Origin of the sequence: Pseudomonas sp. R76, assembly GCF_009834565.1 — a bacterium.
Lineage (GTDB): Bacteria > Pseudomonadota > Gammaproteobacteria > Pseudomonadales > Pseudomonadaceae > Aquipseudomonas.
Window position 1 is genome coordinate 5,769,320 of sequence record NZ_CP019428.1, and the last position, 22,783, is coordinate 5,792,102.

Annotated in this window: 15 protein-coding genes and 1 pseudogene; 10 read left to right on the forward strand and 6 right to left on the reverse strand. The window is 59.5% G+C overall.

Features of this window, described 5'->3' with window-relative positions:
- Positions 1-5 precede the first annotated feature (5 nt).
- The 10 genes and pseudogenes from PspR76_RS26105 (at position 6) to PspR76_RS26150 (ending at position 14,847) form a co-directional block, all read left to right on the forward strand.
- Entirely contained in the window at positions 6-1,436 is a 1,431-nt protein-coding gene (locus PspR76_RS26105) for a sigma-54-dependent transcriptional regulator (protein ID WP_159959919.1), read from the forward strand.
- Between the two features lie 709 nt (positions 1,437-2,145).
- On the forward strand, positions 2,146-3,549 hold the full coding sequence (locus PspR76_RS26110; protein ID WP_159959921.1) for a polynucleotide adenylyltransferase PcnB: 1,404 nt from the start codon (positions 2,146-2,148) through the stop codon (positions 3,547-3,549).
- Positions 3,550-3,551: 2 nt separating this feature from the next.
- The gene (gene folK, locus PspR76_RS26115) at positions 3,552-4,037 is read left to right on the forward strand and encodes a 2-amino-4-hydroxy-6-hydroxymethyldihydropteridine diphosphokinase (protein ID WP_159959923.1); all 486 of its coding nucleotides are present in this window, start codon (positions 3,552-3,554) and stop codon (positions 4,035-4,037) included.
- Positions 4,038-4,266: 229 nt separating this feature from the next.
- On the forward strand, positions 4,267-5,067 hold the full coding sequence (panB, locus tag PspR76_RS26120) for a 3-methyl-2-oxobutanoate hydroxymethyltransferase (protein WP_159959925.1): 801 nt from the start codon (positions 4,267-4,269) through the stop codon (positions 5,065-5,067).
- Positions 5,064-5,915, forward strand: coding sequence for a pantoate--beta-alanine ligase (gene panC / locus PspR76_RS26125; protein ID WP_159959927.1), 852 nt, complete (start codon positions 5,064-5,066; stop codon positions 5,913-5,915). Before panB ends, panC begins: the two co-directional genes overlap by 4 nt.
- A 242-nt stretch (positions 5,916-6,157) precedes the next feature.
- The gene (gene pgi / locus PspR76_RS26130; protein WP_159959929.1) at positions 6,158-7,822 is read left to right on the forward strand and encodes a glucose-6-phosphate isomerase; all 1,665 of its coding nucleotides are present in this window, start codon (positions 6,158-6,160) and stop codon (positions 7,820-7,822) included.
- Between the two features lie 105 nt (positions 7,823-7,927).
- Positions 7,928-9,865 carry an acetate--CoA ligase gene (acs, locus tag PspR76_RS26135; protein ID WP_159959931.1) on the forward strand — a complete coding sequence of 646 codons (1,938 nt, stop codon included), beginning with the start codon at positions 7,928-7,930 and terminating at the stop codon, positions 9,863-9,865.
- Positions 9,866-9,881: 16 nt separating this feature from the next.
- Positions 9,882-10,751 (forward strand): annotated as a pseudogene (locus PspR76_RS26140) (oxygenase MpaB family protein).
- 58 nt (positions 10,752-10,809) lie between these two features.
- Positions 10,810-11,826, forward strand: coding sequence for a class I SAM-dependent rRNA methyltransferase (locus PspR76_RS26145; protein ID WP_159959933.1), 1,017 nt, complete (start codon positions 10,810-10,812; stop codon positions 11,824-11,826).
- An 87-nt stretch (positions 11,827-11,913) separates the two neighbouring features.
- Positions 11,914-14,847, forward strand: a complete 2,934-nt coding sequence (locus tag PspR76_RS26150; RefSeq protein ID WP_159959935.1) for a DUF748 domain-containing protein — start codon at positions 11,914-11,916, stop codon at positions 14,845-14,847.
- Between the two features lie 309 nt (positions 14,848-15,156).
- On the opposite strand, the gene PspR76_RS26155 is transcribed toward PspR76_RS26150, so the two are convergent.
- From PspR76_RS26155 to infB, 6 genes are all read right to left on the reverse strand, one after another.
- Positions 15,157-15,777 carry a BON domain-containing protein gene (locus tag PspR76_RS26155; protein WP_159959937.1) on the reverse strand — a complete coding sequence of 207 codons (621 nt, stop codon included), beginning with the start codon at positions 15,775-15,777 and terminating at the stop codon, positions 15,157-15,159.
- 294 nt (positions 15,778-16,071) lie between these two features.
- On the reverse strand, positions 16,072-18,177 hold the full coding sequence (gene pnp / locus PspR76_RS26160; RefSeq protein WP_159959939.1) for a polyribonucleotide nucleotidyltransferase: 2,106 nt from the start codon (positions 18,175-18,177) through the stop codon (positions 16,072-16,074).
- Positions 18,178-18,372: 195 nt separating this feature from the next.
- Positions 18,373-18,642, reverse strand: coding sequence for a 30S ribosomal protein S15 (gene rpsO, locus PspR76_RS26165; protein ID WP_003176135.1), 270 nt, complete (start codon positions 18,640-18,642; stop codon positions 18,373-18,375).
- 115 nt (positions 18,643-18,757) lie between these two features.
- A complete protein-coding gene (gene truB / locus PspR76_RS26170) occupies positions 18,758-19,675 on the reverse strand; it encodes a tRNA pseudouridine(55) synthase TruB (protein WP_015885916.1) in 918 nt (305 codons plus the stop codon).
- A gap of 3 nt (positions 19,676-19,678) precedes the next feature.
- A complete protein-coding gene (gene rbfA, locus PspR76_RS26175) occupies positions 19,679-20,074 on the reverse strand; it encodes a 30S ribosome-binding factor RbfA (protein WP_016973761.1) in 396 nt (131 codons plus the stop codon).
- A gap of 159 nt (positions 20,075-20,233) precedes the next feature.
- Positions 20,234-22,759 (reverse strand): translation initiation factor IF-2, encoded by a 2,526-nt coding sequence (gene infB, locus PspR76_RS26180; protein ID WP_159959941.1) that lies wholly within the window; start codon positions 22,757-22,759, stop codon positions 20,234-20,236.
- Between the last annotated feature and the right edge of the window lie 24 nt (positions 22,760-22,783).

Consider the following 22,783-nt stretch of genomic DNA (forward strand, 5'->3'; position numbering starts at 1 on the left):
AATCAATGCCGCACATTTTGATCGTCGAAGACGAAACAATTATCCGCTCTGCCTTGCGTCGCCTGCTTGAACGTAATCAGTACCAGGTCAGCGAAGCCGGCTCGGTGCAGGAAGCCCAAGAGCGGTTCAGCATTCCCACGTTCGACCTGATTGTCAGCGACCTGCGTCTGCCGGGCGCGCCCGGTACGGAGCTGATCAAGCTTGGCCAGGGCACCCCGGTGCTGATCATGACCAGCTACGCCAGCCTGCGTTCGGCCGTGGACTCGATGAAGATGGGCGCGGTGGACTACATCGCCAAGCCTTTCGACCACGACGAAATGCTCCAGGCCGTGGCCCGCATCCTGCGCGACCGCCAATCGGCTGGCAGTGCGCCCGCCGAACAGCGCCCCGCCGGCAAGGCCGCCGAGAAACCGGGTGTCGACAACAGCAACGGCGAGATCGGCATTATCGGCTCCTGCCCACCGATGCAGGATCTGTACAGCAAGATCCGCAAAGTCGCGCCAACCGATTCCAATGTATTGATTCAGGGCGAATCGGGCACCGGTAAAGAGCTGGTGGCCCGCGCCCTGCACAACCTGTCCAAACGCGCCAAGGCGCCGATGATTTCGGTGAACTGCGCGGCGATTCCTGAATCCCTGATTGAGTCCGAACTGTTCGGCCACGAGAAAGGCGCGTTTACCGGCGCCAGCGCCGGGCGTGCGGGCCTGGTGGAAGCGGCGGACGGCGGCACCTTGTTCCTTGACGAAATCGGCGAACTGCCCCTGGAAGCCCAGGCGCGCCTGCTGCGTGTGTTGCAGGAAGGCGAAATTCGCCGCGTAGGTTCGGTGCAGTCGCAGAAGGTCGATGTACGCCTGATCGCCGCGACCCACCGTGACCTGAAGAGCCTGGCCAAGATCGGCCAGTTCCGTGAAGACTTGTATTACCGCCTGCACGTGATTGCTCTCAAGCTGCCGGCCCTGCGTGAGCGTGGCGCCGACGTCAACGAGATCGCCAGCGCTTTCCTGCTGCGCCAGAGTGCGCGCATCAACCGTACCGACCTCAAGTTTGCTCCGGACGCCGAGCAAGCCATTCGGCATTACTCGTGGCCGGGTAACGTGCGCGAGCTGGAGAACGCAGTTGAGCGCGCGGTCATCCTGTCGGAGAGCCCGGAGATTTCTGCCGAGCTGCTGGGCATCGACATCGAGCTGAGCGACTTGGAGGACGACGATTTCATCGGCCTGGCCCCACAACAGGGCGGCGGTAGCAATACCAGCCATGAGCCAACGGAAGATTTGTCACTGGAAGATTACTTCCAGCATTTCGTCCTTGAGCACCAGGACCACATGACCGAGACCGAGCTGGCGCGCAAGCTGGGCGTGAGCCGCAAGTGCCTGTGGGAACGGCGCCAGCGCCTGGGCATTCCACGGCGCAAGACCGGGGTGGCCAGCGAGAGTTGAGGGCGCGCCCCCACAGGTAACACCCTCAGATGTGAAAAAACTGTTACCGCAGCTTTTTCACGTAACAGAAGCCGGGGCTTACGGTAACGAAGCCTCGGTTTTTTTTGGCCCTCAAAAAACCCGAAACCACCTAAAACCCCCGGTTTTGCTGGACGGCACAAAAGTTGGCACGCACCCTGCTATATGCTTAGTACAAAAACAATAACAAGCTCAGTACCAGACAATAAAAATAAGACGAATCGACTCACGCACAATAAAAACAACACGGCGGAGGCGCAGCTAACTGATTCTTTTGGAGAGGCGTTGCATTTGGGGCTTGCCCCGCAACCAGGCCGAGAACAACAAAAACTGCCCTAAGGCAGAGCCTGAACTGGTTGGATCGTAGATCAGCAACACAGCGACCAAAGCAATCCGTTTGCTCTTGACTCCCGATTGGGAGTGTCATGAAGGTGAAATGTCATGGCGAGGGCGATCAACAAAAACAAGAAGCCCGCAATCAATAATAAAAATAGAGCACGCAACTACTTCTGGGGGAGCTTCGGCTCCCCTTGTAGTTTCCGGCGTTTGACCGGCCCAGCCCTTCTTTTAAGCATATGGCGCAACGCCTGCAGCTTGTTCCTACACCATCCCTCGACTAAATGCTAGAATCCCGGCCCATCATGCGGTCATTCTTCGTTATGGCCGAACATTCCTTCAAACAGTGCATCCCATGCTGAAGAAGTTGTTCCAGTCATTCCGTTCTCCCTTGCGTCGTACGCAACACATTCGCAGCACGCCTGAAGTGCTTAACAGCAATCAGCATTCATTGCAGCGCGCTCAGTTCAGCCGTTATGCGGTGAACATCGTCGAACGTTTGCAGAACGCCGGCTACCAGGCCTATCTGGTGGGCGGCTGTGTACGTGACATGATGCTCAATATCACGCCCAAGGATTTCGACGTCGCCACCAGCGCCACGCCCGAGCAGGTACGCGCCGAGTTTCGCAATGCGCGCATCATCGGCCGTCGCTTCAAATTGGTGCACATCCACTTTGGTCGCGAAATCATCGAGGTCGCGACCTTCCGCGCCGGCCATCCGCAAAACGATGACGAGGAAGACACTAACCAGTCCTCCCGCAACGAGAGCGGCCGTATCCTGCGTGACAACGTTTACGGCACCCTGGAAGAAGATGCGCAACGCCGCGACTTCACCATCAATGCCCTGTATTACGACCCGGTCAGCGAACGCATCCTCGATTACGCCAATGGCGTACACGATATTCGCAACAACCTGATCCGCCTGATCGGCGACCCGACCCAGCGCTATCAGGAAGACCCGGTGCGCATGCTGCGAGCGGTGCGTTTTGCCGCCAAGCTGAACTTCGGTATCGAAAAACATACTGCCGCGCCAATTCGCGAGCTGGCACCGATGCTGCGGGAAATTCCCTCGGCACGCCTGTTCGAAGAAGTGCTCAAGCTGTTCCTCTCGGGGTATGCCGCCGACACCTTCGAAATGCTCGTCGACCTGCAGTTGTTCGATCCATTGTTCCCGGCCAGCGCCGAGGCCCTGGAATACAACCCGACGTACACCCACACGCTGATCAGCGAAGCCTTGATCAACACCGACCTGCGCATCAAACAGAACAAACCGGTGACCCCGGCGTTCCTGTTTGCCGCCCTGTTGTGGCCAGCCCTGCCCAAGCGTGTACTGCGCTTGCAAGACCGTGGCATGCCGCCGATCCCAGCCATGCAAGAGGCTGCGCACGAGCTGATCGCCGAGCAGTGTCAGCGCATTGCTATCCCGAAACGTTTCACCCTGCCGATCCGCGAGATCTGGGACATGCAGGAGCGTCTGCCGCGCCGCAGTGGCAAACGTGCCGACCTGCTGCTGGACAATCCGCGCTTCCGCGCCGGCTACGACTTCCTGCTGCTGCGTGAAAGCGCCGGCGAGCAGACCGACGGCCTGGGCGAATGGTGGACCGATTACCAGGACGCCAATGACAGCCAGCGCCGCGACATGATTCGTGACCTTGGCAGCAAAGGCGATGGTGCGGGCGAAGGCCCGAAAAAGCGTCGCCGCAGCTCCGGCAGCAAGCGTAAGCGCAGCGCTGATGCCTCGGGCGCTGCAGGCGAATAAACGTGGAACGCATCTACATCGGCATGGGCAGCAACCTGGCTGCCCCGGAGCAGCAATTGCGCATCGCCACCCAGGCGCTGGCGCAGTTGCCAGGCACTACGCTGGCTGGCGTGTCGGCCTTCTATCAAAGTGATTCCCTGCTCCCAGGCCAACCGCGCTACACCAATGCGGTCGCGGCCCTGGACAGCACCCTCGCACCACTGGCGCTGCTTGATGCGCTGCAAGCCATCGAAAACGACCAGGGCCGCGAACGCCTTGAGCGTTGGGGCCCACGCACCCTTGATCTGGATATCCTGTTGTTTGGCGAGCGTCTTATCGACGAGCCGCGCCTGAAGGTGCCTCATTACCAGATGCACCTGCGCGCGTTTGTGTTGTACCCGCTGGCTGAGCTCGCACCCGCCGACCTGCAATTGCCAAATGGCCAAACGCTTGAAGAGCTGCTGACGGCCTGCCCGTTTGTCGGCCTGGAACGCCTCCCCACTGCTTGACTCGATCCCTGTAACAGCGGTAACACCGCCCTCGTAACAATGCGGTAACACATCCAATTGACTTCCCGAGTCCTCATCACGACTATAGGCGTCCCGCTGCCGCCAACCCGGCGCTGAAGGGCGCAATCCAGGCCTTATAAGCACTGCTCTCAAGACGGTGCGCCTGTATAGAACGAAGACTCACGCGCGTTACTCGCTGTTTCCAAGCGCCTGAACGAGGACCCTTTTCATGCCAGACATTACCCTGACCACCTTGCAGAGCCTCAAGCTCAAAGGTGAAAAAATCACCATGCTGACCTGCTATGACGCCACCTTCGCCCAGGCCAGCTGCCAGGCCGGGGTCGAGGTGCTGCTGGTGGGTGACTCCCTGGGCATGGTTCTTCAAGGGCATGACAGCACCCTGCCCGTCACCACCGATGAACTCGCCTACCACACCGCCAGCGTCAAGCGCGGTAACGACGGCGCCTTTATCATCGCCGACCTGCCGTTCATGGGTTACGCCACGGTGGAACAGACATTCCAGAACGCCGGCAAACTCATGCAGGCCGGTGCGCACATGGTCAAAGTGGAAGGCGCCGTATGGCTCGCCGAGTCGATTCGACTGCTGGCTGAGCGTGGCGTCCCCGTGTGTGTGCACATGGGCCTGACGCCACAGTCGGTGAACATCCTCGGCGGCTATAAAGTACAAGGCCGTAATGAAGCCCAGGCGCGCCAGATGCGTGCGGACGCCATCGCCCTGGAGCAAGCAGGTGCCGCGATGATTCTGCTGGAGTGCGTACCGAGCGAACTGGCGGCGGAGATCACCCAGGCTGTCAAAGTGCCGGTGATTGGCATCGGCGCAGGTTCCGCCACCGACGGCCAGGTCCTGGTTGTGCACGACATGCTCGGTCTGTCGCTGACCGGCCGAGCGCCGAAGTTCGTGAAAAATTTCATGGCGGGAAAAGACAGCATTCAGGCTGCACTGAGCGCCTACGTCGATGAAGTCAAAGCCGTGACATTCCCTGGCGACGAACACGGATTCTCTGCATGAACACCGTTAAAACCGTAAGAGAACTGCGCTCCGCCGTCGCCCACGCGCGCAGTGCCGGCAAACGCATCGGCTTTGTGCCCACCATGGGCAACCTGCACAGCGGCCACGCCACGCTGGTGACCAAAGCCGCGCAGCAATCGGACTTCGTGGTGGCGAGCATCTTCGTCAACCCGTTGCAATTCGGTGCCGGCGAAGATCTGGACAAATACCCGCGCACGCTGGCTGCCGACCAGGAAAAGCTGCTGCAAGCCGGCTGCAACCTGTTGTTCGCGCCCACCGTCGAGGAAATGTACCCCGGCGGCATGACCGGCCAGACCCGCGTCAGTGTTCCGCAACTGTCCGAAGGCCTGTGCGGCGCCAGCCGTCCGGGGCACTTCGAAGGTGTGGCCACGGTGGTCAGCAAGCTGTTCAATATGGTCCAGCCGGACATGGCTGTGTTTGGCCAGAAGGATTACCAGCAACTGGCGGTGATCCGCGCCATGGTGCATGACCTGAACATGCCTATCCAGATCATCGGCGAGCCGACCGTGCGGGCTGCCGACGGCCTCGCGCTGTCGTCGCGCAACGGCTACCTCACCGACGAGCAGCGCGCCATTGCACCGGTGCTGTACCGCAGCCTCAGCCAGATTGCCGACGCGATAAAAGCGGGTGACCACGATTTTGCCAAGCTGCGTGCCGAGCAGATCCAGCACATCGAAGCCGCCGGGCTGCGCATGGATTACCTCGAAGTGCGCCAAGGCGTGCACTTGCGCCCGGCCACGGCTGAGGATCGCGATGTGGTGATCCTGGTGGCCGCGTACCTGGGTGCGACGCGCCTGATCGACAATTTGCACCTGAACCTGGCCTGACCACTCCCGCCTTTTCTGCTTCAAAAACAGCGCACCTGTTGCCCTCCCCGCTGTGCCGGTATAAAAAAGTACCGGCTACAGCGCAGACAAAGCCAAGACATATCGACACGCTAGGTTTAATGTAATCGCCCTGCGCTCTTGGTTAGCGCTGTCCGGAACCCAGCGCTTGAGAAAAGACTGGACGTTCCGAACCCTGAAGTGTCCTAAAGGCAGTCCCCGTAATAAAAAGGAAACCCGCAGCGATGGCGTACTACCGCACTCCTCATGACGTTACCGCTCTGCCCGCCTGGCAAGCGCTCAATCAACATCGCCAAGCCATGCAGGATTTCAGCATGCGCGAAGCCTTCAATGCCGATCCCCAGCGCTTTTCGCAGTTCACCCTGAGCAGCTGCGGGCTTTTCCTCGATTATTCGAAAAACCTGATCACCACCGAAACCCGCGACCTGTTGGTGGGGCTGGCCAAGGAAGTCGACCTTAAAGCCGCCATCGACGCGCTGTACGCGGGCGAACCGGTCAACTCCTCCGAAGGCCGCCCGGCCCTGCACACCGCTCTACGCCGCCCGGTGGGTGACAAGTTGTCGGTCAATGGCGTGAACATCATGCCCGACGTGCACAAGGTGCTGAACCAGATTACCGACCTCGTGGGCCGCATCCACGATGGCCTGTGGCGTGGCTACACCGAGAAGCCGATCACTGACGTGGTGAACATCGGCATCGGTGGCTCGTTCCTCGGCCCGGAGCTGGTCTCCGAAGCGCTGTTGTCCTACGCGCATAAAGGCGTGCGCTGCCACTACCTGGCGAACATCGACGGCAGCGAGTTCCACGAGCTGACCATGAAGCTGCGCGCCGAGACCACGTTGTTCATCGTTTCGTCGAAATCCTTCAATACGCTGGAAACCCTGAAAAACGCCCAGGCCGCGCGCGCCTGGTACTTGGCCCAGGGTGGCTCGGAAGCCGAGCTGTACCGCCACTTCATCGCCGTATCGAGCAACAACGCGGCAGCCGTGGCGTTCGGTATTCGCGAAGAAAACATTTTCCCGATGTGGGACTGGGTCGGCGGCCGTTACTCGCTGTGGTCGGCCATTGGTTTGCCAATCGCCCTGGCCATCGGCATGTCCAACTTCAAGGAACTGCTGTCCGGTGCCTACACCATGGACCAGCACTTCCAGAACGCCCCGTTCGAACAGAACATGCCGGTGCTGCTGGGCCTGCTGGGCGTGTGGTACGGCAACTTCTGGGGTGCGCAGAGCCATGCGATCCTGCCGTACGACCACTACCTGCGTAACATCACCAAACATTTGCAGCAGCTGGACATGGAATCCAACGGCAAAAGCGTGCGCCAGGACGGCACGCCGGTGTCCACCGATACCGGCCCGGTTATCTGGGGCGGCGTAGGCTGCAACGGTCAGCACGCGTACCACCAGTTGCTGCACCAAGGGACCCAACTTATTCCGGCTGACTTCATCGTGCCGATCGTCAGCTTCAACCCGGTTTCCGATCACCATCAGTGGCTGTACGCCAACTGCCTGTCCCAAAGCCAGGCACTGATGCTCGGCAAGACCCGCAGCGAAGCCGAAGCCGAGCTGCGCGAGAAGGGCCTGCCGGAAGCCGAAGTACAGAAGCTGGCCCCACACAAGGTGATCCCGGGCAACCGTCCGAGCAACACCCTGGTGGTGGAGCGCATCAGCCCGCGGCGCCTGGGTGCACTGGTGGCCATGTATGAACACAAAGTGTTCGTGCAGAGCGTGATCTGGGGCATCAACGCCTTTGACCAATGGGGCGTGGAGCTGGGCAAGGAGCTGGGCAAGGGCGTTTACAACCGCCTGACCGGCGCCGAAGAAACTGTGGCTGACGATGCGTCGACCCAGGGTTTGATCAACTACTTCCGCGGCCGTCACCGCGGCTGAGGCCGGTAGCCCGAGGCCAACGTCCGTTTGGACGTTGGCCTTGAACCCTCTTCCCACAGCGTGCATCTTTATGCCTTGTCCCGAAAACAAGAATAAGGACCGCTCATGTTCGATATCAGCACATTTCCCGCCGCCGATGCCGTCCGCCGGGCTGCGCAACTCAGTCAAGCCGAGTACCAGCGCCTCTACCGCCAATCCATCGAACAACCGGACACCTTCTGGGCCGAACAGGCCAAGGGCTTTCTCGACTGGATAACACCCTGGCACACCGTTCAACAGTCAAACATCAAGACCGGCGCCGCCCAATGGTTTGCCGGTGGCCAGCTGAACGTCAGCTACAACTGCATCGACCGTCACCTCGCCCAACGCGCCGATCAACCGGCCTTCATCTGGGAAGGCGATGATCCTGCAACATCTTCCAAAATTACCTACCGCCAACTGCATCAAAACGTCAGCCGCCTGGCCAATGTGCTGAAAAGCCGTGGCGTGAAGAAAGGCGACCGGGTGTGCATCTACATGCCCATGATCCCGGAAGCCGCCTACGCGATGCTGGCCTCTACGCGGATTGGCGCGGTGCATTCCGTGGTCTTCGGTGGTTTCTCACCGGACGCGCTGCGCGACCGCATTCTCGACGCCGACTGCCGCACCGTGATCACCGCCGATGAAGGCGTGCGCGGCGGCAAGCCGGTGGCGTTGAAAAAGAATGTCGACAAGGCCCTGGCCAGTTGCCCGAACGTCAGCACCGTATTGGTCGTCGAGCGCACGGGCGCGGACCTTATCTGGGTCAAAGACCGCGACCTCAAGTACCAGCAAGCCCTGGATGCCGCCAGCGACGACTGCCCGCCCGAGCCGATGGACGCCGAAGACCCGCTGTTTATCCTCTACACCTCCGGCAGCACCGGCAAACCCAAGGGCGTGTTGCACACCACCGGCGGCTACCTGCTGCAAGCGGCAATGACCTTCAAATATGTGCTCGATTACCGTGACGGCGAAGTGTTCTGGTGCACCGCCGACGTCGGTTGGGTGACCGGCCACAGCTACATCGTGTATGGCCCGCTGGCCAACGGCGCCACCTCGCTGATGTTTGAAGGCGTGCCGAGCTACCCGGACAGCTCCCGCTTCTGGCAGGTGATCGACAAACACGAGGTGAATATCTTCTACACCGCGCCCACCGCGCTGCGCGCTTTGATGCGCGAGGGCCACGGGCCACTGGAAAACACTTCCCGCGCCAGCCTGCGCCTGTTGGGCAGCGTCGGCGAGCCGATCAACCCGGAAGCCTGGGACTGGTACTTCAATGCCGTTGGCGAGCAGCGCTGCCCGATTGTCGACACCTGGTGGCAGACTGAAACCGGCGGCATCATGCTCAGCCCGCTGGTCAGCGCCCAACGCATCAAACCTGGCTGCGCGACCCAGCCGATGTTTGGCGTGCAGCCCGTGCTGCTGGATGAGCAAGGCAAAGAAATCAGCGGCGCCGGCAGTGGCGTACTGGCGATCAAAGCCAGCTGGCCGGGGCAGATTCGCAGCGTCTATGGCGACCCGCAACGCATGATCGACACCTATTTCAAACCCTACCCCGGTTACTACTTCACCGGCGACGGCGCGCGCCGCGATGAAGACGGCGACTACTGGATCACCGGGCGTATCGATGACGTGATCAACGTGTCCGGCCACCGTATCGGCACCGCCGAAGTGGAAAGTGCGCTGGTGCTGCATGACCAGGTGGCCGAAGCCGCCGTGGTCGGCTATCCCCACGACGTCAAAGGCCAGGGGATTTACGCCTTCGTCACGCCAATGAACGGCGTCGAGCCCAGCGATGCGTTGAAAAAGCACCTGCTCGACCTGGTCAGCAAGGAAATCGGCAGCTTTGCCAAGCCGGAACTGATCCAATGGGCACCGGCCTTGCCGAAAACCCGCTCCGGCAAGATCATGCGACGAATTTTGCGCAAGATCGCCTGCAACGAACTGGACAGCCTGGGTGATACCTCGACCCTGGCCGACCCCAGTGTCGTCGACGGCCTGATCGACAAACGCCTGAACCGCTAGGAACCTCTGAGTCGCCATGGAATTTATCCGCAGCCGCATCGAATCCCAGTTGATGAGCCTTACCGGCCTGTCGCTGGGCCAGCTGGACCTGGAAAACCCCAAAGGCGACCCAGGCCTGTTCGGGCCGGACTCGGTCTGTTGACAAGTGCATGGCGACTTCAGCAGCATGCTTATTGGCGGCATCAGCGCCTTGATGCTGCAAGCGCTGCATCCGCTGGCGCTGGCAGGCGTGTGGGACCACTCGAACTTTCGCCAGGACATGCTCGGGCGCCTGCGGCGCACGTCGCAATTTATTTCCGGCACCACCTTCGGTTCGCGCAAAGACGCCGAATGGCTGATTGAGAAAGTGCGCACCATCCACTTGCAGGTAACAGGGCATGCCCCGGACGGGCGGCCTTACGCGGCCAGCGACCCGGAATTGCTGACGTGGGTGCATGTGGCGGAAGTCAGCAACTTCCTCGCGGCCCACTTGCGTTATCGCAACCCACATCTGTCGGGCCGCGACCAGGACCGCTACTACAGTGAAATCGCGCTGGTGGCCGAACGCTTGGGCGCGCGGCATGTTCCGCGTTCACGGCAGGAAATTTCGGATTACCTGGCGCGTATTCGTCCGCAACTGCTGTGCGACGAGCGCAGCCGCGAGGTGCTGCGCCTGCTGGTCAATGCGCCCGCGCCCAGCGCGCTGGCCAAACCTTTTGGCAGCTTGATGATGCAGGCCGGCATCGACCTGCTGCCAGACTGGGCGAGCAGCCTGCTCGAACAGCACCAGAGCCCGCTGCAGCGCCAGATGATCCGCCTCGGGGTCAAGCGCAGCGCGCCGATGCTGCGCTGGGCAATGCGCAATGGTTCGGTGCAGCGCGCCCATCGGCGGATGGGGTTGATGTAGGCGGCGCCCCATAACTGTTAAACTCCGCGCCCATATTTACGCAAGCAAGGCGCGCTCCATGACTCCCTTGAATCAGGCGCTGCGCGCCGCCCTCGATCACCGCGAAGATCTGATCAACCAGCTGCACGCCCAGGGCACCGACTGCTACCGGTTGTTCCACGGCAGCCAGGAAGGCGCCGGCGGCCTGACCATCGACCGTTACGGCCCGCAATTGCTGGTGCAGAGCTTTCACCAGTCGCTGGAAACCGCCGACCTTTTGGACCTGCACCAGCAGATCAACCAGTTCATGGGCCTGGAATTGCTGCTGGTGTACAACGACCGCTCCCGTGGCAACTCGCGGATCGACCGTGAAGACACGGTGTACCGCGCCGAACCTGCGGCGCTGGAAGACTTGGTCGGCCACGAATGGGGCCTCAATTACCGCGTGCGTGGGCGCCACGCCGGGCAAGACCCGCTGCTGTTTCTCGACCTGCGCAACACCCGCGGTTGGGTCAAGGACCACAGCGCCGGCAAAAGCGTGCTCAACCTGTTCGCCTACACCTGCGGCGTCGGCCTGAGCGCAGCAGCCGGTGGCGCCCGCGAGGTGTGCAACCTGGACTTCGCCGAAGGCAACCTGGCAGTCGGTCGCGAAAACGGCCTGCTCAACCCGCAGTTGCCGGCCATGGAATTCGTGCAGTCCGACTACTTCCCGGCGATTCGCCAACTGGCGGGCTTGCCGATCACCCAGCGGCGCGGGCAAAAACTGCCGAGCTATCCGCGCCTTGAGCAGCGCCAGTTTGACCTGGTACTGCTCGACCCGCCGGCCTGGGCCAAAAGTGCCTTCGGCACCGTCGACCTGTTGCGCGACTACCAAAGCCTGCTCAAGCCTGCGCTGTTGGCTACTGCCGACGATGGCGTGCTGATCTGCTGCAACAACCTGGCAAAAGTCAGCATGGAGGATTGGCGTGAACAGGTGCTGCGTTGCGCCGAAAAAGCCGGTCGGCCGGTACGCGACTGGCAAATCATGACGCCGGGAGCGGACTTCCCCTCGCAGGACCAACAGCCGCCGTTGAAAACCCTGATCCTGCAGTTGTAGTACTTTTCCCAAGAGCTCCGGTGCTTCGGAACCGAAAACCCGTGCCATACTCCAAGGCACTCCTGTTCGACATAGATGGCGTCACTCATGCCCAAAGGATTGATCCGCGCCGCTGGCGCCTTGTTGACCGCCCTGGCTCTGTACAGCTTGCTGGGCTTTCTGATTCTGCCGGGCATCGCCCTTCGCATTGCCAACCAACAGTTGGCCAACTACGCCACGGTGCCGGCCCGCCTCGAGCGCATCGAGCTCAACCCGTTCAGCCTGGAAGTCACGGCATGGGGCTTGAAGATCGGCGAACCGGGCAAGGAGCAAGTGGGTTTCGAGCGCCTTTACGCCAACCTGCAGATCGACAGCCTCTGGACCCGCGCCCTGCACCTGGCCGATGTGCAACTCGACCAGCCCAAGACCGAGCTGCTGTTCGACAAGTCCGGCAAGTTGAACCTGGCGCAATTGTTCAAGCTCCCACCGAGTGAACCCACCCCGACCGACCCTAACGCCAAGCCGTTTCCGCTGCGCATCGACAGCATCAAGCTGGCCGGTGGCTACGTGCACTTTCAGGATTTGCGCCCCAGCGAACCGATCGAATTCCTCTACAACAAACTCGACTTTGAGCTGAAAAACCTCAGCACCTTACCGGAAGACAATGCCAACATGACCTTGGTCGCGGCCGGCCCTGAGGGCGGGCAAATCGACTGGAAAGGCAATTTCAGCCTGGTGCCGATCACGTCCGAAGGCACGCTGAAAGTCACCGACGGCAAGATGAAAGCCTGGTGGCCGTATGTGCGGGACTCGGTTCCGCTGGTGCTTGAAGACGGCGTGCTGAATTTCAGCACCGACTACAAATTCAGCCTGGCTAAAGAAACCGAACTGAACCTGACCAACACCGCCGCCAGCATCGCGCCATTTGCGATCAAGGCACCGGATGGTCGGCCACTGGTGCGCCTGGAACGCCTGGACGTCAGCGAAACCACAGTCGACCTGGCCAAGCAGCAGGTCGTAGTCGGCAAGATACGCAGTAACAAGCTGGAAACCTGGGCGGCCCGTGAGGCCGATGGCCAGCTGGACTGGCAGAAACTTTTTGCCAGCCAGCCGAGCAAACCAGCCAAGGCGCCGGAGCCTGCTACAGCGCCGGCGACTGCCGACTCGCCGAAAGCTGAACCTGCGGCCCCAAGCAAACCTTGGCAAGTACTGCTCAAGGATGTGCAACTGCGTAACTATCAAGTGCACCTGGCTGACCGTGCGGCCAAGCCTGCCGTGGCGCTGGAACTGGGCCCATTGAATGTCGACGTGCAGAACTTCGACAGCCTCAACAAAAGCCCTTTTACCTTGAAGGTCGACACCGGCCTGGGTAAACAAGGCAAGATCCAGGCAACCGGCGAGGTCAACCTCAACCCGGTCAGCGCCAAACTCAAAGTGAATACACAGGACATCGACCTGCGCGTCGCCCAGTCCTACATCAGCCCGTTCATTCGCCTGGAATTGCGCAGCGGCATGCTGGGTAGCAACCTGGATGTGAACCTGAAAAGCACTGAGCCATTGGCGCTTCAGGTCACCGGCCGCGCTCAGGTCGACCAATTGCATACCCTGGACACACTCAAGACCCGCGACTTCCTCAAGTGGCAGCGGCTGGTGCTCGAAGGTGTGAACTACCAGCACGGCGATAGCTTGTCGATCGACAAGGTGAACCTGCTGCAGCCGTATGCGCGTTTCATGATCAACGATGACCGCACCACCAACATCGACGACTTGCTGATTCCGCAGCCGGCCGACAGTGGCGCTAAATCAGCAGGCAAACCTGCGGCCAGTAAAGACAAGCCGTTGGGCATTCATATCGGCCAGATCACGATCAACGACGGCTCGGCCAACTTCGCCGACTTCAGCCTCACCCCGAACTTCGCCACGGCCATTCAACAGCTCAACGGCCAGATCGGCACCATTGACAGTCGCCAGGCCAAACCGGCCAGCGTCGACATCAAGGGTAAGGTTGATCGCTATGCGCCGGTGACTATCAAAGGCAGCGTGAACCCGTTTGATCCGATGGCGGCGCTGGACATCGCCACCAGCTTCAAACGCGTCGAACTGACCACGTTGACGCCGTATTCCGGCAAGTTCGCCGGTTTCCGCATTCGCAAGGGCCGCCTCAACCTTGACCTGCATTATGTGATTACCAAAGGCCAGTTGAAGGCTGAAAACAAAGTGGTGGTTGAACAGCTGCAACTCGGTGAGAAAGTCGACAGCGCCGATGCCGTGGACTTGCCGATTCGCCTGGCTATCGCCCTGCTCAAGGACTCTGACGGCAAGATCTCCATCGAACTGCCAGTGACCGGCGACCTGAACAACCCGCAATTCAGCGTGATGCCGATCGTGTGGCAGACCCTGCGTAACCTGGTGGTGCGCGCAGCGACGGCGCCGTTCAAGTTTATCGGCGGGCTGGTGACTGGCGGGGGCTCGGAAGACCTGGGCAATGTGTCGTTCGCCCCAGGCTCCAGCGAATTAAACAAAGACGCCGAAGGTGCGCTGAACACCCTGGCCAAAGCGCTGAAAGAGCGCCCTACCCTGCGCCTGGAAATCGAAGGCAGGGCGGCGGCCAGCAGCGACGGGCCGTTCCTGGCCGCTGAGCGTCTGGAACGTGAATATCAGTACAACTACTACAAAATCCTCCAGCGCCGTGGCGACAAAGTCCCGGCCCAGGCTTCGTTGCTGGTGGTGCCAGAGAAGGAAAAGGCGCCGTTGCTGGAAGGCATCTACCGCACGCGATTGAAACAACAGCCGCCAGCCGAATGGAAAGACTTGAGCAGCGATGAGCGCACCGCGAAGCTGCGTGATGGCTTGATCAAGTTCTGGGGCGCCAGCGACGTACTGCTGCGCCAGCTGGGCCAAGACCGGGCCAGCACCATCAAGGACTACTTGGTGGACAAGGGCCAGTTGGAAGATGACCGGGTGTACTTCATTGACGCCAACCTTGGGCAGGCGGAGAAGGATGGTCGAGTGGTAACGCCGATGCATCTGGATGCTGAGTAACCGGCAACCAGCACTGATCTAAATGTGGGAGCGGGCTTGCTCGCGAATGCGGTGGGCCAGTCGGTACATCTGGTGACTGACACTCCGTCTTCGCGAGCAAGCCCGCTCCCACATTTGCTCCCACATTTGTCTGATCTTTGTGGGCCTGGCAATTTTGTGTTCTGACCACAATAGAACAGGCCCCGACACAAGTGCCGGGGCCTGTAATGACCACATCCGTGTGGCCGGTCGCATGAACTCCAGAGGTGCTGGGTGGATAACTAACTCACCTTAAGCCGCCGCCGTCTCGTTCAGACGAATAGTTAAGCGTTACTCTGCTTTCAGGCCATCGGCCGATACAGCTTTAACGCCTTTGATTTTCTTGGTGATGTTCACCGCAGTAGTTTTCTGAGCTTCAGTCACAGCGACGGAAGAGGACAGGGAAACTACGCCTTTGTTGGTTTCGACTTTGATGTCGGTGCCAGGAATGCCTTTCTCGGTTACCAGGTCAGCTTTCACTTTGGTGGTGATCCAGGTGTCAGAGGTAGCACCCTTGGCGTCAGCGGCTGCGCCTTTGGTTTTGTCGATGTTGTCTGCTTTAGTAGCGCCGCCAGCCATCAGGCCGTCAGCGGAAACAGCGGTAACACCTTTGATTTTCTTGGTGATCGCTACGGCAGTTGCTTTCTGCGAGTCAGAGATCGCAACTGTCGAGGACAGGGAAACCACACCTTTGTTGGTCTCAACCTTGATGTCCGAGCCAGGAATGCCTTTTTCAGTCAGCAGGTCGGATTTAACTTTGGTGGTGATCCAAGTATCCGAAACGCTTTCTTTAGCCTTGGTAGCTTCACCAGCCGCCATGGTCATTGGGGCTTGGGAAGTCTGAGCAAAGGCTACGTTAGCACCCATGGCCAGAGTCAGAGCGGTAGCAGTAGCGAGAGCGAACTTCTTCATACGAGTAACTCCTGTTTTATTAAAAGTCTGCAGTGTGTATACCTTGATGCTGCAGCGTTAACAGGGTTATTGCAGGCAGCGTGCCAAGTACTAATTGAAAATATTATCCATACAAATCAATGACTTATGAAAACAGCCGATTTTCGGAATCGTGCAACTTGCATGAAGTCGATCGTGACTGCGTGCAAGTTGCGGCTTTTGGGATTTACTAAGCGACTGATTTCCCGGCATTTTCCTATGGGCATAAAAAAAGGACTCCGAAGAGTCCTTTTTTCAGCGTGAGCTGGCGGGTGATTAAACGCCCGAAGCCTTGGCTGCTGCTACGTCCTTGATGGACAGCTTGATACGGCCGCGGTTGTCCACGTCCAGTACCAGTACTTCCACTTCCTGGCCTTCTTTCAGAATGTCGGTCACTTTCTCAACACGAGCGTCGCTCAGCATGGAGATGTGAACCAGACCGTCTTTGCCCGGCAGGATGTTGACGAATGCGCCGAAGTCGACGATGCGCTCAACTTTACCGACGTAGATCTTGCCGATCTCGGCTTCAGCGGTGATGCACAGAACGCGCTGACGTGCAGCTTCAGCAGCTTCCTTGGTTTCGCCGAAGATCTTGATCGAGCCGTCGTCTTCGATGTCGATCGAAGCCTTGGTCTCTTCACAGATCGCACGAATGGTCGCGCCGCCTTTACCGATAACATCACGGATTTTGTCGGTGTCGATTTTCATCGCGATCATGGTCGGAGCATTTTCCGACAGTTCGGTACGGGACTGACCGATGATCTGGTTCATCTGACCGAGGATGTTCAGGCGCGCTTCCAGGGCTTGGCCCAGAGCGATTTCCATGATTTCTTCGGTGATGCCTTTGATCTTGATGTCCATCTGCAGCGCGGTAACACCTTTAGCGGTACCGGCTACTTTGAAGTCCATGTCGCCCAGGTGGTCTTCGTCACCCAGGATGTCGGTCAGGATGGCGAACTTCTCGCCTTCTTTAACCAGGCCCATGGCGATGCCGGCAACCGGTGCCTTCATCGGTACACCAGCGTCCATCAATGCCAGGGAAGCACCGCAAACGGAGGCCATGGAGCTGGAACCGTTGGACTCGGTGATTTCCGACACAACACGAATGGTGTACGGGAACACGTCGGCGGCAGGCAGCATGGCGGCAATCGAACGACGGGCCAGACGGCCGTGACCGATTTCGCGACGACCAGCACCCCCCATGCGACCACACTCACCTACCGAGAACGGAGGGAAGTTGTAGTGCAGCATGAACGGGTCTTTTTTCTCGCCTTCCAGGGTGTCCAGCAGCTGTGCGTCACGGGCGGTGCCCAGGGTCGCGACTACCAGGGCCTGAGTTTCACCACGGGTGAACAGGGCCGAACCGTGAGTTTTCGGCAGAACGCCGACTTCGATGTTCAGCGGACGTACGGTGCGGGTGTCGCGACCGTCGATACGTGGCTTGCCGTTAACGATGTTTTCGCGAACGGTGCGGTATTCGATTTCGCCGAATGCAGCTTTGACGTCGCTGGCGGAAGGCTGGCCTTCTTCACCGGACAGCTTGGCCACAACCTGGTCCTTCAACTCGCCCAGGCGAGCGTAACGGTCAGCCTTGACGGTGATGGTGTAGGCGTCGGAGATGGCTGCGCCGAACTCGGAGCGGATCGCGCCCAGCAGTTCAGTCGCTTCAGCTTGTGGAGCCCAGGACCAAGTAGGCTTGGCAGCTTCAGCGGCCAGCTCTTTAACGGCATTGATCACAACCTGGAACTCGTCGTGAGCAAACAGTACCGCGCCCAGCATCTGGTCTTCGGTCAGCTCTTTGGCTTCCGATTCAACCATCAACACGGCTTCCGAAGTACCGGCAACGACCATGTCCAGGCTCGAAGCTTTCTGTTGTTCGTAAGTCGGGTTCAGCAGGTAGCCAGTGCTTTCGTGGAACGCAACGCGGGCAGCGCCGATCGGGCCATCGAAAGGAATACCGGAGATGGCCAGGGCAGCCGAGGTACCGATCATCGCAGCGATGTCCGGATCGGTCTTTTTGCTGGTGGAAACGACGGTGCAGACAACCTGCACTTCGTTCATGAAGCCTTCTGGGAACAGCGGACGGATTGGACGGTCGATCAGTCGGGAAGTCAGGGTTTCTTTTTCGGAAGGACGGCCTTCGCGCTTGAAGAAACCGCCAGGGATCTTACCGGCAGCGTAAGTCTTTTCCTGGTAGTGAACGGAAAGAGGGAAGAAGCCTTTGCTTGGGTCAGCGGTCTTGGCGCCAACAACGGTCACCAATACGGTGACGTCGTCGTCAACGGTAACCAGCACTGCGCCGGAGGCTTGACGGGCGATACGGCCTGTCTCGAGGGTAACGGTCGACTGACCGAACTGGAATGTTTTGATAACCGGGTTCACGGTGTCCTACCTTCTTTGTGGCTCTTGGGGGAACTTGTTTTCTTGCGAAATTCTTGGGCAATGTCGGGAATCGGCCCGACCCTCGTCCAGGGTAAAACGTGTATCCAGATAAAACTTGAGGCTGGGAGCCTGCCATGGGCCAGCGGGAATCCCACTGACACACGGCAAACAACCAACCTCTAGCGCAATCGCTTATTAGCGACGCAGACCCAGGCGACCGATCAGAGCCTGATAACGACCCAGATCCTTGCCTTTCAGGTAGTCCAGCAGCTTACGGCGCTGGTTTACCATGCGGATCAGACCACGACGGGAGTGGTGGTCTTTACCGTTGGCCTTGAAGTGACCTTGCAGCTTGTTGATGTTGTGGGTCAGCAGTGCAACTTGCACTTCTGGCGAACCAGTGTCACCAACAGCTTGCTGATAGTCAGCAACGATTTGTGCTTTTTCTTGAACGTCGAGAGCCATGAGGCAATCCTTTTTTCAGGAAACCACCCAAAGGGCAGTTTCAACAGGCCAGGGACAAATCCCTGTATCTAAAAATGAGTGTTGACCGTGCCTGTTAACAGCCACACTCGTTCGGTCATTCTGACCGAATCAGTCGACGCGGCGCGATGCGCCCGTCTTCGCTCACTTCACCGATACCGATGAAGCGACCGTTATGATCCTGTACCCGCACCATGCCGAACTTCGGAGCGTCCGGGGCACGTACCGGCTGGCCGTTGAGCCAGTAGAACGCGCTGTGCTCAGAGAAGTGCAGCAATGGCCAATCGAGCAAACCGCTGTCCGATGGCATCAGGAAGCGATCAACTGCTTCATTGCCGCCTTCGGCGTGTACGGCTTCCAACTCTTCCAGCGTAACCGTCTGGGCCAGGCTGAAAGGCCCGGCCTGGGTGCGTCGCAGTTCTGCAACGTACGCGCCGCAACCGAGCTTTTCACCAATATCTTCCACCAGGGTACGGATATAGGTGCCTTTGCTGCAGTCCACGGCCAGTCGGGCAGTGTCGCCTTCATGGGCGAGCAATTCCAAGCGCGCAATAGTAACAGAACGCGGTTCGCGCTCCACTACTTCGCCCGCACGTGCCAGCTTGTAAAGAGGCTGGCCATCACGCTTGAGTGCCGAGTACATCGGCGGTATCTGACTGATTTCCCCACGAAAACCGGGTAAAGCAGCTTCAATATCAGCACGACCAACGGTCACATCGCGAACCTGCAAAACATCACCCTCGGCGTCGGCCGTGGTGGTGGTCTTGCCCAGCTGCATCAGGGTTTCGTAACCCTTGTCGGAATCGAGCAGGTATTGCGAGAACTTGGTCGCCTCACCAAAGCACAACGGCAGCACGCCGGTGGCCAGTGGGTCGAGGCTGCCGGTGTGCCCGGCCTTCTCCGCATTGAGCAGCCAGCGAACCTTCTGCAAGGCAGCATTGGAGGTAAAGCCAATGGGCTTGTCGAGCAGAATGATGCCGCTGACGTTGCGACGGATACGTTTGACCTGAGCCACCGCTTACTCCTTGGCGTCTTCAGGTGTGGACGGGTGCTGGCTGTCTTCAGCCACGGCGCGCTCGATCAGGGCCGACAGGTGCGCGCCACGCACGACGCTTTCGTCGTAGTGGAAGTGCAACTGAGGCACGCTGCGCAGCTTCATTTCACGGGCCAACTGCATACGCAGGAAACCTGCGGCCGAATTGAGCACCTTGATGCTTTGCGCGATTTCTTCGCTGCTGTCCTGCCCCATCACGGTGATGAAGATTTTGGCGTGACCCACGTCACGGCTCACTTCAACGGCGGTGATGGTGACCAGGCCAACACGGGGATCTTTGACTTCGCGACGGATCAGTTGGGCCAGCTCGCGCTGCATCTGATCGCCGATACGCTGGGTACGGCTGTATTCTTTTGCCATGTCTTGTTACCTGTTACTGCCACACGGTGAAACCCGTGGGGTCTGAAAGCGGCAAACGCCCGGCCTGACAAAAGCCAGACCGGGCGTTGCGTTTAGAGTCCGTACGCTGCGCGGGGCATTTGCATGCCCACACGCGGCGTGGCTCCGGAAGTGCGCGAGTTAGAGGCTGCGAGCAACCTGAACCTTCTCGTAGACTTCGATCTTGTCGCCAGCCTTGACGTCGTTGTAGCTCTTGACGCCGATACCGCACTCCATGCCGGCACGTACTTCAGACGCGTCATCCTTGAAGCGGCGCAGGGATTCCAGCTCGCCTTCGAAGATAACGATGTCTTCACGCAGTACACGGATTGGACGGTTACGGTACACGGTGCCTTCGACAACCATGCAGCCGGCAATCGCGCCGAACTTCGGCGAACGGAACACGTCACGCACCTCTGCGATACCCAGGATGTTCTCCCGAACGTCGCTGCCAAGCATGCCGGTAAGGGCTTTCTTGACGTCTTCGATGATGTCGTAGATGACGTTGTAGTAACGCATGTCCAGGCCTTCCTGCTCGACGATCTTGCGAGCGCCAGCATCGGCACGCACGTTGAAGCCGAACAGTACAGCGTTGGAAGCCAGTGCCAGGTTGGCGTCGGATTCGGTGATACCACCGACACCGCCACCGACAACGCGCACTTGCACTTCGTCGTTACCCAGGCCGTTCAAGGCGCCGTTCAACGCTTCGAGGGAACCACGAACGTCAGATTTGAGGACGATGTTAAGCGTCTTCTTCTCTTCCTGGCCCATGTTCTCGAAGATGTTTTCCAGCTTGCCGGCGTGAGCACGGGCCAGTTTGACTTCGCGGAACTTGCCTTGACGGAACAGAGCCACTTCACGGGCTTTCTTCTCGTCGGCAACTACGCTCATCTCGTCGCCAGCGTCCGGGGTGCCGTCCAGGCCGAGGATCTCGACCGGGATAGCCGGGCCGGCTTCCTTGATTGGCTTGCCGTTCTCGTCGAGCATGGCACGTACACGGCCGTAGTTCGAACCGACCAGCACCATGTCGCCTTGGCGCAGAGTACCGTCTTGAACCAGAACGGTCGCAACCGGGCCACGGCCCTTGTCCAGGCGGGATTCAACAACAACACCACGGCCAGGAGCCGATGGAGTCGCGGTCAATTCCAGAACTTCGGCTTGCAGCAATACGGCTTCGAGCAGTTCGTCAACGCCGGTACCCATTTTCGCGGAAACCGATACGAATGGCGTCTCGCCGCCCCACTCTTCAGACGTCACGCCGTGAACCGACAGTTCGCTACGGATGCGATCGAGATCAGCGCCCGGCTTGTCGATTTTGTTCACAGCCACAACCAGAGGAACACCGGCAGCCTTGGCGTGCTGGACAGCTTCAATGGTCTGCGGCATCACGCCGTCGTCCGCTGCAACTACCAGAATCACGATGTCGGTCGCCTTGGCACCACGGGCACGCATCGCGGTAAACGCGGCGTGACCAGGGGTGTCGAGGAAGGTGACCATGCCGCGCTCGGTTTCAACGTGGTACGCACCGATGTGCTGGGTGATACCGCCGGCTTCGCCTGCAGCAACCTTGGCACGACGGATGTAGTCGAGCAGGGAAGTTTTACCGTGGTCAACGTGGCCCATTACGGTCACAACCGGTGCACGGGAAACTGCCTCACCTTCAAACTTCAGGGACTCAGCCAGGGAATCTTCCAGGGCGGTGTCGCTGACCAGGGTCACTTTGTGGCCGAGCTCTTCAGCAACCAGTTGGGCAGTTTCCTGATCCAGTACCTGGTTGATGGTGGCCGGAGTACCCAGCTTGAACATGAACTTGATGATTTCAGCTGCCTTGACCGACATCTGCTGGGCGAGATCGCCAACAGTGATGGTCTCGCCGATCTTCACTTCACGCACGACAGGGCCGGTTGGGCTCTGGAAACCGTGGGCGTTGCGTTTTTTCAGCTTGGCCTTGCCGCGACCACCACGACGGAAGCCATCGCTTTCTTCGTCGGTAGTACGTGGAGCAACGCGTGGAGCAGGCGCTTTCTCTTTGACCGAGGCACGATGTGGAGCGTTTTTACGCTCGCCATCGCCACCACCACCGCGACGATTGTTATCGTCGGCACGTGGCTTGTCCGGACGACGAGGCTCGTCGCGCTTGCGAGCGTCTGCTGCAGGAGCAGGTGCAGCGGCAACCGGAGCGGCCTCACGCACAGCTTCAACAGGCGCTACAGGCGCGGCGGCCGCTTCAGTACCAGCAGGTTGCGCAGCAGCAGGCTGGCGACGCGCTTCTTCTTCGGCGCGACGCTTGGCTTCTTCTTCAGCCTTCTGACGAGCAGCATTTTCTACTGCGCGACGTTCTTCCAGTTCGCGTTTGCGCTCGGCTTCGATTTCTTCCGGGCTGCGCTGTACGAAGACTTTCTTCTTGCGTACTTCAACGCTGATGCTCTTGCTGCCAGCAACACGCAGGGTGCTGGTGGTTTTGCGCTGCAATGTAATCTTGCGCGGTTCTTCCACTTTCGCCTTGTGGCTGCTCTTCAAGTGAGTCAGCAAAGACTGCTTCTCACTGTCGCTCACACCTTCGTCGGCGGCGGTGTGCGGCAGACCTGCCTCACGCATCTGCTGCAACAGGCGCTCCACCGGTGTTTTGACCTCATCGGCCAGTTGTTTCACCGTGACTTGCGTCATGCACTTCTCTCCTCAGGCCGCGCC

Excerpts from the sequence above, each read along its gene's own strand:
- infB (WP_159959941.1), bottom strand. The coding sequence starts at position 22,759 with ATGACGCAAGTCACGGTGAAACAACTGGCCGATGAGGTCAAAACACCG.
- acs (WP_159959931.1), top strand. The coding sequence starts at position 7,928 with ATGTTCGATATCAGCACATTTCCCGCCGCCGATGCCGTCCGCCGGGCT.
- PspR76_RS26150 (WP_159959935.1), top strand. The coding sequence starts at position 11,914 with ATGCCCAAAGGATTGATCCGCGCCGCTGGCGCCTTGTTGACCGCCCTG.
- panB (WP_159959925.1), top strand. The coding sequence starts at position 4,267 with ATGCCAGACATTACCCTGACCACCTTGCAGAGCCTCAAGCTCAAAGGT.
- rpsO (WP_003176135.1), bottom strand. The coding sequence starts at position 18,642 with ATGGCTCTCGACGTTCAAGAAAAAGCACAAATCGTTGCTGACTATCAG.
- pgi (WP_159959929.1), top strand. The coding sequence starts at position 6,158 with ATGGCGTACTACCGCACTCCTCATGACGTTACCGCTCTGCCCGCCTGG.
- PspR76_RS26155 (WP_159959937.1), bottom strand. The coding sequence starts at position 15,777 with ATGAAGAAGTTCGCTCTCGCTACTGCTACCGCTCTGACTCTGGCCATG.
- rbfA (WP_016973761.1), bottom strand. The coding sequence starts at position 20,074 with ATGGCAAAAGAATACAGCCGTACCCAGCGTATCGGCGATCAGATGCAG.
- PspR76_RS26105 (WP_159959919.1), top strand. The coding sequence starts at position 6 with ATGCCGCACATTTTGATCGTCGAAGACGAAACAATTATCCGCTCTGCC.
- panC (WP_159959927.1), top strand. The coding sequence starts at position 5,064 with ATGAACACCGTTAAAACCGTAAGAGAACTGCGCTCCGCCGTCGCCCAC.
- PspR76_RS26145 (WP_159959933.1), top strand. The coding sequence starts at position 10,810 with ATGACTCCCTTGAATCAGGCGCTGCGCGCCGCCCTCGATCACCGCGAA.
- PspR76_RS26110 (WP_159959921.1), top strand. The coding sequence starts at position 2,146 with ATGCTGAAGAAGTTGTTCCAGTCATTCCGTTCTCCCTTGCGTCGTACG.